The organism is Streptomyces sp. DH41, assembly GCF_029813785.1.
GTDB lineage: Bacteria > Actinomycetota > Actinomycetes > Streptomycetales > Streptomycetaceae > Streptomyces.
The window spans coordinates 1-13,678 of record NZ_JARVKY010000046.1 but is presented as its reverse complement, the minus strand read 5'-3'; the positions used below and the strand labels follow the sequence as shown (position 1 = coordinate 13,678).

Here is a 13,678-nt window from a genome sequence, read left to right as displayed (position 1 = left end):
GTGGCAGCCAACGACCGGGCAGCAGCTCCCGGAAGGTCCGGTGGGAGCGCCGGTGCCGATGGCCTGATGCGCGCCTCGCTGAGCGCGGTGGCGCCCGGCACGTCCATGCGGGACGGCCTGGAGCGGGTCCTGCGCGGCAACACCGGCGGTCTGATGGTGCTGGGCTGGGACAAGACAGTCGAGTCGATGTGCACGGGCGGCTTCGTGCTGGACGTCGAGTTCACCGCGACCCGGCTGCGCGAGCTGTGCAAGCTCGACGGCGGCATCGTGCTGTCCTCGGACCTGTCCAAGATCCTGCGGGCGGGCGTGCAGCTGCTCCCCGACCCGACGATCCCCACCGAGGAGACGGGTACCCGGCACCGTACGGCGGACCGGGTCAGCAAGCAGGTCGGCTACCCCGTCGTCTCCGTCTCCCAGTCCATGCGGCTCATCGCCCTCTACGTCGACGGCCAGCGCCGTGTCCTGGAGGACTCCGCGGCGATCCTGTCCCGCGCCAACCAGGCCCTGGCGACCCTGGAGCGCTACAAGCTCCGCCTCGACGAGGTCGCGGGCACGCTGTCGGCGCTGGAGATCGAGGACCTGGTCACCGTCCGGGACGTGTCGGCGGTCGCCCAGCGCCTGGAGATGGTGCGCCTCATCGCCACCGAGATCGCCGAGTACGTGGTGGAGCTGGGCACGGACGGCCGGCTCCTGGCGCTCCAGCTGGACGAGTTGATCGCCGGCGTGGAACCCGAGCGCGAGCTGGTCGTGCGGGACTACGTGCCCGAGCCGACCGCCAAGCGCTCCCGCACGGTCGACGAGGCGCTCGCCGAGCTGGACAAGCTCAGCCACGCCGAGCTGCTCGAACTGTCCACAGTCGCCCGCGCCTTGGGTTACACCGGCTCCCCGGAGGCCCTGGACTCCGCGGTGTCGCCCCGCGGTTTCCGGCTGCTGGCGAAGGTCCCGCGGCTGCCGGGCGCGATCATCGACCGGCTGGTGGAGCACTTCGGCGGCCTGCAGAAGCTGCTCGCCGCCAGTGTGGACGACCTCCAGACGGTGGACGGCGTCGGCGAGGCACGTGCGCGCAGCGTGCGGGAGGGCCTGTCACGGCTGGCGGAGTCGTCGATCCTGGAGCGGTACGTCTAGCGGTACGTCCAGGGGAGCGCCCGGCGGCACGTCCAGGGGCACCGGTTGGTCGTTACGGCTCGACGTAGCGGCTGTCGTCGCGGGTAGAGGGGCCACTGGGCATCAGGGCTGGGCATCAGGGCTGGGCGGAGTGGCCGAGTGCCACGTCCGAGTTCTGCGGCCGAGGTCTACGGCCGAGGCATAGGTCCGCGTCGGTGCGGCCAAGGGGGCCGGGCCGGCGTCAGTCGCTCTTCAGCACGAACGACGCCCGCACCTTCTCGAACCCCGCGGCCTTGGCCTCCACCAGGTATGTCCCGGCCTTGGCCGAACCCGCCGGAGGCGTCCCGCACTCGGGGGCGCTCGGCTTGCGGTCCCACTTCGCGGTGTAGGTGATGCCGCTGCCCGCGGCCACCCGGTACTGCAGGCTGCCCGCGCCCTTGACGCAGTCGTCGGACGACCAGTACGCGTCGTCGGCGTCGGCCGGGGTGATCGTCAACACCGTGTGCTTCGGGCCGAGATCGACCTTGCAGTCGCTGCCGGAGGTGTTCCGCGCGGTCAGTTCGAAGGTGGGTGTCTGACCGGGCGTGTAGTCGTTGCGGAGGCTGCGCAGGCTCAGATTCACCGCGCCCGGGCCGCAGTTGGGAAGGCTCGACCCACCCGGCAGGGCGTCGCCCGCACCGACACCGGTCGCCGCACCGCCCGCCGAACCGCCTCCGCCGGCACTGCCCGATCCCCCGGCCCCGTCGCCGCCCCCGGACTCACCACTGCCGGAACCGGACCCGGAGCCGGAACCGGACCCGTCACCGGAGCCACCGCTCCCGGAGCCCGTGCCCGACCCGTTGGAGTCCCCGCTCCCCGACTCGTCGCGCCCGCCCGGCGCCTGGCTGATCGCCGGACCGGAGCCCGAGGGCCCTGGAGTGATCGAAGGAGCCGGGTTCTTGCCGTTGGCTCCGTCCTCGCGGTCCTTGCCGCCACCCCCGCCGCCGGCGACCACGACCCACGTGATCAGTAGCGCCAACAGGGCGAACAGGGACAGCAGTACGGCCCTCCGACGCCAGTAGATGGTGGAGGGAAGCGGCCCGACCGGATTGCGCAGAGATCCCACGGCGCAAACTGTACGAGAGATCGGCGCGTTCCCTTGTCCCACCCGCCGTCCAGAGCGGCAACTTTTACGGATCATCATTCCGGAAACCGGCCACGACCCCCTGCCGATCGTCAGGTTGCCCATGTGTCGATCGCAGGGTGTGACCGTAACGCGCCGCCGCCTACCGTCAGTGACTATGACCTTCGAGGACGACGAGCTCTACCGCGACATCACCGGCTTCGCCGACGACACCCCGACGTGGGTGCAGCACACGGTGGAGGTGTGGACAGAGGCGGGAATCCTGTTGTTCGGCGCGCTGTTCGTGGTCGCCTGGTGGCGGTCGCGGCACGGCAGTCCCCACGCGTTCGCGATCGCGGTCCTTGCACCTGTGGCCACGGCTGTGGCGTATGTGTGCAGTGAGCTGCTCAAGTCCGTTTTCAGCGAGGAGCGTCCGTGCCGGGCGGTCGCCGCGGCGGTACCGTCCCTGGCCGAGTGCCCGCCGACCGGCGACTGGTCCTTCCCGAGCAACCACGCGACGATAGCGGGCGCTTCGGCCGCCGCCCTGGCCCTGATCCGGCGGACGGCCATCTGGCTGACCGCCCCGCTCGCCCTGCTGATGGCCTTCTCCCGGATCTTCGTCGGCGTCCACTACCCGCACGACGTCGCCGCCGGGCTGCTGCTCGGCGCCGTCGTCGCCATCGCGGCCATACACCTGGGCAGGCACCCGGTGACACGACTGGCCGAGGCGATGCGCGCGTCGTCGGCGCCCGTGGCGCGGTGGCTGACCGGCCCGGGGGCGCCCGCCGCTCCCGCCACCGCGTACGCCCCCTCGCACCGGCGCCGTTGAGACGCGTCAGGTATCCGTCTCGACCAGGCCCGCCTCGTACGCCACGATCGCCGCCTGCACCCGGTTGCGTACCTCGAGCCGGTCCAGCACCGCGCTCACGTACGCCTTCACCGTGCCCTCGACGAGGTGCAGCCGGGCGGCGATCTCCGGGTTGGACAGACCGGCGCCGACGAAACCCAGGACCTCGCGTTCACGGGGGCTGAGCCGCGCCACACGCGCGCGTGCCTGTTCCTCGCGGGCGAGCCGGCCGCCACCGCCCCTGCCGAGGTCCTCGATGACGTAGCGGGCGACCTTCGGGGACAGGAAGGCGGCGCCGTCGGCAACGGCCCGTACGCCCGCCATCAGTTCGTAGGGGTCTCCGGACTTGAGCAGGAAGCCGGTGGCGCCGCCGGCCAGCGCGCGGGCCACGTATGACTGTTCGGAGAAGGTCGTCAGCATGGCGACGGCCGTGCCGGGGACGGTCCGTACGATCTCCTGCGCGGCGGCGAGTCCGTCCAGGCGGGGCATGCGAATGTCCAGCAGAGCCACGTCGGGGCGGTGGGCGCGGGCCAGTTCGACCGCCTGCCTGCCGTCCCCCGCCTCGGCGACGACCTCGCTCTCGCCACCGCTCGCCAGGATGGCGCGCACCCCGGCCCGCACCATCGCCTCGTCGTCGGCCAGCAGTACCCGGATCACCGTACGGACTCCTCGTGTCGCTGCTCATGCTGCTTGTGTTGCTTGTGCTGCTCGTACTGCTGGTGCTGCCCGTGTTGCTCGTACTGCTGGGGTCCCTCGCCGGACTCGCCGGACGGTCCGGCACGGGGGACGACGTCCTTGGCGACCAGGCGGCCGTCGTCGTCGAAACAGAGTCGGAAGTGGTCCACGGATACCAGGAGTTCGCCGCTCGACCGGTAGTAGCGGCAGTCGGCGCCCTTCGGGGACTCGGGCGCGCGTTCGGAGGGTGGGTCGTGGACAGCGCGGTCCGGCAGTACGGGGGCGACCTCGTCGTACGGCGTGCCCAGGCGCAGTTCCGCGTACTCGGCGGGGCTCAGCACCGAGTGCGTCTCGGTGTACGCGTACCAGCCGAAGGCCGAACCGACCAGCACGACGCCCGCACCGGCGGCGGCACCCAGGCCGAGGGCGACCCGGCGGCGGGCGAGGGTGAAGGGCGCCGAGGGGGCGGCGACGAGGGCCGGGGCGGCTGTCTGTTGTGCGGGGACGTACGCCCGGACGCGGAACCCCTCGTCGTGCGGGCCGGCCCGGAAGTCGCCGCCGACCGAGGCGACGGCGGCGCGCAGCCCGAGCAGACCCGAACCGCCCGACGAAGGCGACCCGGCCTCGGTGGCCCGCCCGTTGGTGACGGTGACCGTCGTACCGTGTGCCTGGCCGGTGACCGCCACGACGACGGGCGCGCCCGGCGCGTGCCGGGCCGCGTTGGTCAGCGCCTCGCGCACCACACGGTGCAGCAGGCGTTCGGCGACGCCGCCGGGGGCCGGGGCCGGGGTACTGGCGTCGTCCTGCGGTTCCCAGCGGACGGCAAGCCCCGACTCGGCTGCCCGGGCGACGAGTTCCTCGACGCTCTCCCCGGCCGGGGTCAGCGGGGCGGGTTCGTCGTGGACGGACACCTCGCGCAGTACGCCGATGATGCGGTGCAGGTGGTCGGTGGCGTCGGCGGCGGCGGCGCGCAGGTCGGCCGCGGCGGCGCGGTGGCCGTCCGCGAGTCCGGGGGCGACCTGGAGGGCGCCGGCGCGCAGGGCGAGCAGGCTCAGTTCGTGGCCGAGGGAGTCGTGCATGTCCTGGGCGATCCGGGCGCGTTCGCGCAGCCTGGCCCGTTCCTCGGCGTGCCGCTGTTCGTCCTCCAGACGGGCCGCCCTGAGCCAGCCGGCGTCGGCGAGGGCCCGGCTCTGCCGCCAGTAGCGTCCGCCGAGCCAGGGGAAGACGCAGCCGAAGAGCAGCGTCCCCGTCAGGACCAGCCACTCGGGCGCCGGGTCGACGCCGACCAGCACGATCCGTACGGTGCCGACGACGCCGGCCCCGACGAAGCCGGCCACCGCCGGACGGGCCCGCTGTGCGCGCAGGCCCAGCAGCAGGGCGAAGACGCCGAGGGCGGGACCGTAGGACACGCTGAACAGAGCAGGGGCCGTGGCCAGGCCCAGGCCCGCCGTCAGCGCGAAGGCGGTGAGTGGCTGCCGCCGGGAGAGCGCGACGGCCACGGCGAGGACTCCGAGGCCGGCCAGCTGCTGCCAGAGGGGACGCGGCTCGTTCATCCCCAGTCGGTCGGCGGTGACGGCGGGGAGGGCGAGGGCGCCCCAGAGGAGGGCCCCACTGCCGAAGGGGGCGAGGCGGGCGGGGGCACGACCGGGCCCCGCGCCGCCGCCGGGCCGCACACCGCCGGTCCCGGCGTCGTACGCCGGACGGGTACCTTCCATGGGACGGACGCTACAAGCGGCGGGCAGGGCGGCGCCCCTGCCGATCGTCAGGTGTCATGCCCGCCACCGGGTGGCGGTGCACCCGCGCGGTGGCCCTCCCGTGGCAGGATCGAAGGGTCATGACTGCGCCCACGAAACCCACGAACAACGGCCCCTCCGACCCCACCGCGGCCCCGGCCTCCGCCACCGCCTCCGCGCCCCCGGGACCCTCCGCCGCCTCCGCGCCCCGGGGGCCCCTCGCCGCCTCCGGCACCCCGGCCACCGCCGCCGTCTCGGCGTCCGCGTCCGGTGTGCGGCTGCACGCCCCCGTCATCGGGTGGTTCGACGAGCACGCCCGCGATCTGCCGTGGCGGCGTCCGGAGGCCGGCGCGTGGGGCGTGATGGTCAGTGAGTTCATGCTCCAGCAGACGCCGGTGAGCCGCGTCCTGCCCGTCTACGAGCAGTGGCTGGCCCGCTGGCCACGCCCCGCCGACCTCGCCGCGGAGGCACCCGGCGAGGCCGTCCGCGCCTGGGGCCGGCTCGGCTACCCGCGCCGCGCCCTGCGCCTGCACGGCGCCGCCGCGGCCATAACGGAACGGCACGGCGGCGACGTACCGGCGGACCACGCCCAGCTGCTGGCGCTGCCCGGCATCGGCGAGTACACGGCCGCCGCGGTCGCCTCCTTCGCCTACGGCCAACGGCACGCCGTACTGGACACCAACGTCCGCCGGGTGTTCGCCCGGGCGGTCACCGGTGCGCAGTACCCGCCGAACGCCACCACCGCCGCCGAGCGGAAACTGGCGCGCGCGCTGCTGCCGGACGACGAGGCGAGCGCCGCCCGCTGGGCCGCCGCCTCCATGGAGCTGGGCGCACTCGTCTGCACGGCGAAGAACGAGTCGTGCCACCGCTGCCCGATCGCCGCCCAGTGCGCCTGGCGGCTGGCCGGCAAGCCCGCGCACGACGGGCCGCCGCGGCGCGGCCAGACGTACGCGGGCACCGACCGGCAGGTACGCGGCCGGCTGCTCGCCGTGCTGCGTGACGCGCACGGGGCGGTGTCGCAGGCCGCCCTCGACCAGGTGTGGCACGAACCGGTCCAGCGCGCCCGCGCCCTGGACGGTCTCGTCTCCGACGGCCTGGTGGAACCCCTGGCGGACGGGATGTACCGGCTGCCGCTGAGCTGAAGCCGAAGCGCGGGTGGTGGGCACAGCGGTGGAACACAGCGCTGGGCACAGCGGTGGGACACAGCGGTGGGCACAGTGGTGGGACACAGCGGTGGATGACGCCGCTGTGGCTTCTGTGACAGCGGAGCCGCCAGGCAAATCACCCTTTATCGGCTCCAAGTAACCCACCGCTTCGGCCCGCCCCTGCTTCCGTTACACAACCGACGGACAGCCGAGGGTTTGCCGCAGGCTGCTTCGCACAGCGCCGTGACAACGCTTCCCTACCTTCGTTCATGTGCCCCACGGGCACAGGACGGCTACGGACCACAGGCAGTGGGCCGGCGGATGACCAACCGCCGGAAAACGGGGATCGGAAGGCGGTTGACCATGGCGCAGGGCGAGGTGCTCGAGTTCGAGGAGTACGTCCGTACCCGGCAGGACGCGCTGCTGCGCAGCGCCCGTCGTCTGGTACCGGACCCCGTCGACGCCCAGGACCTGCTGCAGACCGCGCTGGCACGGACGTACCGCCGCTGGGAGACCATCGAGGACAAGCGGCTGGCGGACGCCTACCTGCGCCGGGTGATGATCAACACCCGGACCGAGTGGTGGCGGGCGCGGAAGCTGGAGGAGGTGCCGACCGAGCAGCTCCCGGAGGCCTGCGTGGACGACTCCACCGCGCAGCACGCGGACCGCGCCCTGCTGATGGACGTCATGAAGGTGCTCGCCCCGAAGCAGCGCAGCGTCGTGGTACTGCGACACTGGGAGCAGATGTCAACGGAGGAGACGGCCGCCGCCCTCGGTATGTCGGCGGGCACCGTCAAGAGCACGCTGCACCGGGCGCTCGCCCGGCTCCGCGAGGAGCTGGTCGCCCGCGATCTGGACGCACGGGCGCTGGAGCGTGAGGAGCGGGAGCGTTGCGCTGCCTGACCGTCGGTCGGTGCCCCGGAGAGGCCCGGAGGAGCGCCCAGGCGGCGAGTACGGCGGTGGCCGTGTTCGTCGCCCTCGGCGTTTCCCTCTCCGGCTGTGCCGCCGGCGGTACCGGCGCCCGTGACGAGGGCCCGGCCCACGCGGAGGCGGTGGGCGGCGTCGCCTCCTCCTCCCCCTCACCAGCGGCCTCCCCCTCCAAGGTCCCCGACCGCGTGGACGCGGTGCGGCTCGTCAAGGCCGATCCCGCGGTCGCCACGGAGGTCAAGCGCGAGCTGAAGCCGTGCGCCGGCGACCAGTACCCCGTCGACGTGTCGTACGGGGAGATGACCGAAGGCTCGGCGGAGGACGTCGTCGTCAACGTGCTGACGTGCGGTGACGCGGTGGGTGTGGGCAGTTACGTGTACCGCGAGGAGGGCGGCGCGTACCAGAATGTGTTCAAGGCCGAGGAACCTCCGGTCTACGCGGAGATCGACCGCGGCGACCTGGTGGTGACCAAACAGGTGTACGAGAAGGGCGACCCGGTGTCGAGTCCGTCCGGCGAGAACGTGATCACGTACCGCTGGGCCTCGGACCGGTTCACCGAGGAGTACCGCACCCACAACGACTACAGCAACGCCGTGGGGACCGCGCCGAGTGAGGTTCCGGAGGCGGTGCGGGAACCGGAGCCGGAGCCCGAGCCGGAAAGCTGACGCGCACGGCACGGCTGACGCGCACGGCGCGTGAACCGATCGGGCCGCTCGGACCGATGACCGAGTGAACGCGGTGCGCGTTCCCGGCGTCTGCCCGAGTGACCGCGGGTGACGCACGTGACCGCGCCGCTGCCGGCGACCGCACCCGACCATCACAACGAGGACTGAGAGCACCGGGATGGCAGACCAGACCCACGTCCTGTTCGTCGAGGACGACGACGTCATCCGCGAGGCCACCCAGCTCGCCCTGGAGCGGGACGGCTTCGCGGTCACCGCGATGCCCGACGGGCTCTCCGGCCTGGAGGCGTTCCGGGCCGACCGCCCCGACATCGCGCTCCTCGACGTCATGGTCCCCGGCCTCGACGGCGTCAGCCTGTGCCGCCGGATCCGGGACGAGTCCACCGTACCGGTGATCATGCTGTCGGCGCGGGCGGACTCCATCGACGTGGTGCTCGGCCTGGAGGCGGGCGCCGACGACTACGTGACCAAGCCGTTCGACGGGGCCGTGCTGGTCGCCCGGATCCGAGCGGTCCTGCGCCGCTTCGGCCACGCCGGCGGCGTCGACCGGACGGAGGCGGGAACCGCCGCGGACACCGGGGGCGTGCTCACCTTCGGCGAGCTGGAGGTCGACACCGACGGCATGGAGGTGCGCCGGGCCGGGCGGCCGGTGGCGCTCACCCCGACCGAGATGCGGCTGCTGCTGGAGTTCTCCTCCGCGCCGGGCACGGTGCTCTCGCGCGACAAGCTCCTGGAGCGCGTGTGGGACTACGGCTGGGGCGGTGACACCCGCGTCGTCGACGTCCATGTGCAGCGGCTGCGCACCAAGATCGGCCAGGACCGGATCGAGACGGTCCGTGGCTTCGGCTACAAGTTGAAGGCCTGAGCGGGGACACAGGGATATGCGGGGGTTCTTCCGACGCCAGACCGCCTCGCCGCCGGGGCGCCCGGACGACCGCGCGGGCGCCCCGGCGGTGCCGAGCGCCCGCACGGGACTGAGAATCCGTACGGGACTGAGAACCCGTACGGGACTGAGAACCCGTACGGGACTGAGAACCCGTACGGGACTGAGAACCCGTACGGGACTGAGAACCCGTACGGGACTGAGCGTTCATACCGGACTGAGCATCCGTACCGGACTGCGCTGGAAGCTCAGCGCGGCCATCGCGCTGGTCGGCGCGCTGGTGGCGGTCGTGCTGAGCCTGGTCGTGCACAACGCGGCCCGGGTGTCGATGCTGGACAACGCCCGCGACCTCGCGGACGAACGCATCCTGGTCGCCCAGCGCAACTACGAGCTGTCCGGGCGGCAGAACTTCCCCAACGCCCGGATCGACGACCCGGCCCTGCCCTCGGAGCTGCGCCGCAAGGTCGACAACGGGCGGCGCGCGACGTACGTCTCCGAGCGGCCGAGCGGTGTCACGGACATCTGGGCGGCGGTACCGCTCAAGGACGGGCACGTGATGTCCCTGCACACCGGGTTCACCGACCGCAGCGCGGACATCCTCGACGACCTCGACCAGGCGCTGGTCATCGGCTCCATCGCGGTCGTCCTGGGCGGCAGCGCGCTCGGCGTGCTCATCGGCGGTCATCTGTCGCGCCGGCTGCGCAAGGCCGCCGCCGCCGCGCACCAGGTCGCCAACGGCGAGCCGGACATCCGTGTCCGGGACGCCATCGGCGGTGTCGTACGGGACGAGACCGACGACCTCGCGAGTGCCGTGGACGCGATGGCGGACGCGTTGCAGCGGCGGCTGGAGGCCGAGCGCCGGGTCACCGCGGACATCGCGCACGAACTGCGCACCCCGGTCACCGGACTGCTGACGGCCGCCGAGCTGCTGCCGCCGGGCCGGCCGACCGAGCTGGTGCTGGACCGGGCGCGGGCGATGCGCACCCTCGTCGAGGACGTCCTGGAGGTGGCCCGGCTCGACGGTGCCTCGGAGCGGGCCGAGTTGCAGGACATCATGCTGGGCGCCTTCGTGACCCGGCGGGTGGCGGCCAAGGACCCGGACGTCGAGGTGCGGGTGGTGCACGAGTCGGAGGTCACCACCGACCCGCGCCGCCTGGAGCGCGTGCTGTTCAACCTGCTCGCCAACGCCGCCCGGCACGGCCGGACGCCCGTCGAGGTCAGCGTCGAGGGCCGGGTGATCCGGGTCCGCGACCACGGGCCGGGCTTCCCCGAGAAGCTCCTCGCCGAGGGCCCGAGCCGCTTCCGCACCGGCAGCACGGACCGGGCGGGGCGCGGGCACGGACTGGGCCTGACCATCGCGGCAGGCCAGGCCCGGGTACTGGGCGCCCGGCTCACCTTCCGCAACGTACGGCCGGCGGGGGCGCCGGAGCACGTACCGGCCGAGGGCGCGGTCGCCGTGCTGTGGCTGCCGGAGCACGCGCCGACGAACACCGGCAGCCACCCGATACTGCCGGACCGGCCCCGATCGACTTCGGGCCGGTCCTAGGGAGTGTCGTTCGAACCTTGCCGAGATCAGCGGGTCAGCGGATCAGCGGCGACGCATCGGCCACGAACGCCTCGATCGCGAGCCTCGCCCGGGCGTCCAGCGCATCGCGCTCCGCTGGTTCCTGCGCGGTCGACACGTCCCGCGTGCACTGGTAGGCCCGCTCGGCCGCGAGGACCACGTCCCGGTCGTCAGTGAGCAATTTGACTCGGTAGAGCCCTTGTCGTGTCGCCGTTCGGAGGCGGTGTGCCTCATCGCGTGCCGTGATGAAGGCCTCTCCCTCCGGGTCCTGCTGCCTGCGGTACCAGCGGTCCGCCTGGCCATGGCGATAGTCCTCCACTGCCGCGGCGAACGAACTGTACGTGGCCATGCGCTCCTGCCGGAGCGCTTCGGACCGCGCGAACAGTTCGTCGCGTCCGGACGCGAGGCGCTGGAAGATGTGCGTGATCACGGCACCCATGAGCGTGCCCCCGACCGCTACAACGCTTGCCCATATAGCTTCCACGGCACCAGCTGATCACGAAGGACGCCGGTGCGTCGTCAGCTCCGCCGACGAGCGAAGGCCCCCGGGGCGCCAACCACCCGGAGGCCTCGCGACAGCGACACGCGGCGGAGCGGACCGTACGCCGCGCCGGCGTCAGACCGACTCGGCCACCGACGCCTTCGGTGTGGCCCCGCCGCCCTCGCCGTCATCGTCGGCCGGGCCCTGTGCCGTCTTCGGCCCCGCCCCCTTCAGCGGCACCTCCTTCACGAAGACCGCCGCGACCAGCGCGCCCACCGCCACCACGGCTCCCAGCAGGAACGCTCCGTGGGTACCGGAGGACACCGCGTCCTGGTACGCCACACGTGCCGCCTCCGGCAGCTCGGCCAGGCTCGCCGCGTCCAGCTGTGCCGACTGCTCCGTCACCTTGGAGCCCAGCGCACCCGCCTTCTCCGACATGACGTCCTGCACACGGTGGTTGAAGAGGGCGCCCATGATCGCGACACCGAAGGAGGAGCCGAGGGTGCGGAAGAGGGTGGTGGAGGAGGACGCGACGCCCATGTCCTTCATCTCCACGCTGTTCTGCGCCACCAGCATGGTGATCTGCATCAGGCAGCCCATGCCGAGACCGACGACGGCCATGTACACCCCGGAGGTGAAGCGGCTGGTGTCGGTGTCCATCGTCGACAGCAGGTAGAGCCCGACGGTCATCAGCGCGCCGCCGGCCACCGGGAAGATCTTGTAGCGGCCGGTGTTGGTGGTGACCCGCCCCGCGACCATCGACGTGACGAGCATCGCGCCCAGCATCGGCAGGAGCAGCAGCCCGGAGTTGGTGGCCGACGCGCCCTGCACCGACTGCTGGTACAGCGGCAGGAAGAGGGTCGCGCCGAACATCACGAAGCCGACGATGAAGCCGATCAGGGACATCAGCGTGAAGTTGCGGCTGCGGAAGATGTGCAGCGGCATGATCGGCTCGGCCGCCCGGGTCTGCCAGAAACCGAACCCGACCAGCGCGGCGACGCCGATGCCGATCAGCTCCATGATCCGCGCGGAGGTCCAGGCGTACTCGGTGCCGCCCCAGGTGGTCACGAGCACGATGGCGGTGATGCCGACGGTCAGCAGCACGGCGCCCAGGTAGTCGATCCGCGCCTGGCTGCGTTTCTTCGGCAGGTGCAGTACGGCGCTGATGGCGACCAGCGCGACCGCGCCGAGCGGCAGGTTGATGTAGAAGGACCAGCGCCAGCCCCAGTGGTCGGTGATGGTGCCGCCGACCAGCGGCCCGCCGATCATCGCCAGCGCCATGACGCCGGCCATCATGCCCTGGTACTTGCCGCGCTCCCGGGGCGGTATCAGGTCGCCGATGATGGCCATGACGCCGACCATCAGGCCGCCGGCGCCGAGGCCCTGCACGGCGCGGAAGCCGATGAGCTGGCCCATGTCCTGGGCCATGCCGCTGAGCGCCGAGCCGATCAGGAAGATCACGATCGACGTCATGAAGACGCCCTTGCGACCGTACATGTCGCCGAGCTTGCCCCACAGCGGGGTGGAGGCCGCGGTCGCGAGGGTGTAGGAGGTGACCACCCAGGAGAGGTGCTCCAGGCCGCCCAGCTCGCCCACGATCGTCGGCATCGCGGTGCCGATGATCATGTTGTCGAGCATCGCGAGCATCATCGCGATCATGAGCGCGAGCAGGACCACCCGCACGCTCCTCGGCTGCTTGGCCCCGTCGGCCCCGTCGGCCCCGCCGCCGACGCCGCCGGCCCCTGTCTCCGGTGTGTCCGCCATCGCTCCCACTCCCCCAGCTACCGCTGCGCACTCGCCTGCTTACTTGCCGCCCGGCAAGTTCACTACACTGCGGAAAGTAGACTCGTAACTAGCCGGGCGTCAAGTAAGTTTTTCGGAAAGTGCGCGGAGCAGGGGGTGCGTAGGAGGATGGGCGGCACGATGGACGGCACCAAGCAGCAGCGACGCCGCGGGGATACCCGCCAGCGCATCCAGGACGTGGCACTCGAGCTCTTCGCCGAGCAGGGGTACGAGAAGACCTCTCTGCGCGAGATCGCCGAGAGCCTGGACGTCACCAAGGCCGCGCTCTACTACCACTTCAAGACCAAAGAAGAGATCCTCGTCAGCATCTTCGAGGACCTCACGCGGCCGATCCAGGACCTGATCGCGTGGGGGCGGGAGCAGCCGCACACCCTGGAGACGAAGCGGGAGGCCCTGCGCCGGTACGGCGAGGTGCTGGCCGGCGCGGCACCGCTGTTCCGCTTCATGCAGGAGAACCAGGCGACGGTGCGGGACCTGCGCATCGGCGAGATGTTCAAGAACCGCATGCTCGGCCTGCGCGACATCCTCATCGACCCGGAAGCGGACCTGGTCGACCAGGTCCGCTGCATCAGTGCGCTCTTCACGCTGCACGCCGGAATGTTCGTCCTCCAGGACCTGGAGGACGACCCCGAGAAGAGGCGCGCGGCCGTCCTCGAGGTCGCCACCGATCTGGTGACGCAGACGCGCTCACCGGGCTGGCTCCACATTGGTAACCCGGGGCCCCCGAACCG

Annotated in this window: 13 protein-coding genes; 8 read left to right on the top strand and 5 right to left on the bottom strand. The window is 72.1% G+C overall.

The annotated features are described in order from the left end of the window. Positions 1-1,125, top strand: a complete 1,125-nt coding sequence (gene disA, locus QC283_RS38350) for a DNA integrity scanning diadenylate cyclase DisA (protein ID WP_279566420.1) — start codon at positions 1-3, stop codon at positions 1,123-1,125. A 220-nt stretch (positions 1,126-1,345) separates the two neighbouring features. Here disA and QC283_RS38345 read toward each other — a convergent pair whose 3' ends face one another. Further along, positions 1,346-2,209: a hypothetical protein gene (locus tag QC283_RS38345; protein ID WP_279566419.1), complete on the bottom strand. Its 864-nt coding sequence runs from the start codon at positions 2,207-2,209 to the stop codon at positions 1,346-1,348. Positions 2,210-2,384: 175 nt separating this feature from the next. Between QC283_RS38345 and QC283_RS38340 the strand changes: the two genes are divergently transcribed. Continuing rightward, positions 2,385-3,035, top strand: coding sequence for a phosphatase PAP2 family protein (locus QC283_RS38340; protein ID WP_279566418.1), 651 nt, complete (start codon positions 2,385-2,387; stop codon positions 3,033-3,035). A 6-nt stretch (positions 3,036-3,041) separates the two neighbouring features. Here QC283_RS38340 and QC283_RS38335 read toward each other — a convergent pair whose 3' ends face one another. Both QC283_RS38335 and QC283_RS38330 read right to left on the bottom strand, forming a co-directional pair. Further along, positions 3,042-3,710: a response regulator transcription factor gene (locus QC283_RS38335; protein WP_279566417.1), complete on the bottom strand. Its 669-nt coding sequence runs from the start codon at positions 3,708-3,710 to the stop codon at positions 3,042-3,044. Further along, a complete protein-coding gene (locus tag QC283_RS38330) occupies positions 3,707-5,443 on the bottom strand; it encodes a sensor histidine kinase (protein ID WP_279566416.1) in 1,737 nt (578 codons plus the stop codon). The genes QC283_RS38335 and QC283_RS38330 overlap by 4 nt, the downstream gene beginning before the upstream one ends. A gap of 119 nt (positions 5,444-5,562) precedes the next feature. Here QC283_RS38330 and QC283_RS38325 point away from each other — a divergent pair, with 119 nt between their 5' ends. From QC283_RS38325 to cseC, 5 genes are all read left to right on the top strand, one after another. Further along, on the top strand, positions 5,563-6,603 hold the full coding sequence (locus QC283_RS38325) for an A/G-specific adenine glycosylase (RefSeq protein WP_279566415.1): 1,041 nt from the start codon (positions 5,563-5,565) through the stop codon (positions 6,601-6,603). A 366-nt stretch (positions 6,604-6,969) separates the two neighbouring features. Continuing rightward, entirely contained in the window at positions 6,970-7,509 is a 540-nt protein-coding gene (locus QC283_RS38320) for a SigE family RNA polymerase sigma factor (protein WP_279566414.1), read from the top strand. Further along, entirely contained in the window at positions 7,497-8,198 is a 702-nt protein-coding gene (locus QC283_RS38315) for a hypothetical protein (RefSeq protein WP_383531092.1), read from the top strand. The genes QC283_RS38320 and QC283_RS38315 overlap by 13 nt, the downstream gene beginning before the upstream one ends. 178 nt (positions 8,199-8,376) lie before the next feature. Then, positions 8,377-9,081, top strand: coding sequence for a two-component system response regulator CseB (gene cseB / locus QC283_RS38310; RefSeq protein WP_279566412.1), 705 nt, complete (start codon positions 8,377-8,379; stop codon positions 9,079-9,081). Between the two features lie 16 nt (positions 9,082-9,097). After that, positions 9,098-10,645 carry a two-component system sensor histidine kinase CseC gene (gene cseC, locus QC283_RS38305; protein ID WP_279566411.1) on the top strand — a complete coding sequence of 516 codons (1,548 nt, stop codon included), beginning with the start codon at positions 9,098-9,100 and terminating at the stop codon, positions 10,643-10,645. Positions 10,646-10,679: 34 nt separating this feature from the next. On the opposite strand, the gene QC283_RS38300 is transcribed toward cseC, so the two are convergent. Both QC283_RS38300 and QC283_RS38295 read right to left on the bottom strand, forming a co-directional pair. Further along, positions 10,680-11,102, bottom strand: a complete 423-nt coding sequence (locus tag QC283_RS38300; RefSeq protein ID WP_279566410.1) for a hypothetical protein — start codon at positions 11,100-11,102, stop codon at positions 10,680-10,682. A gap of 177 nt (positions 11,103-11,279) precedes the next feature. Further along, positions 11,280-12,908 carry an MDR family MFS transporter gene (locus tag QC283_RS38295; RefSeq protein WP_279566409.1) on the bottom strand — a complete coding sequence of 543 codons (1,629 nt, stop codon included), beginning with the start codon at positions 12,906-12,908 and terminating at the stop codon, positions 11,280-11,282. 147 nt (positions 12,909-13,055) lie between these two features. On the opposite strand from QC283_RS38295, the gene QC283_RS38290 reads away from it, so the two are divergent. Beyond that, on the top strand, positions 13,056-13,678 hold a 623-nt coding region (locus QC283_RS38290; protein ID WP_279566408.1), incomplete at its 3' end, for a TetR/AcrR family transcriptional regulator.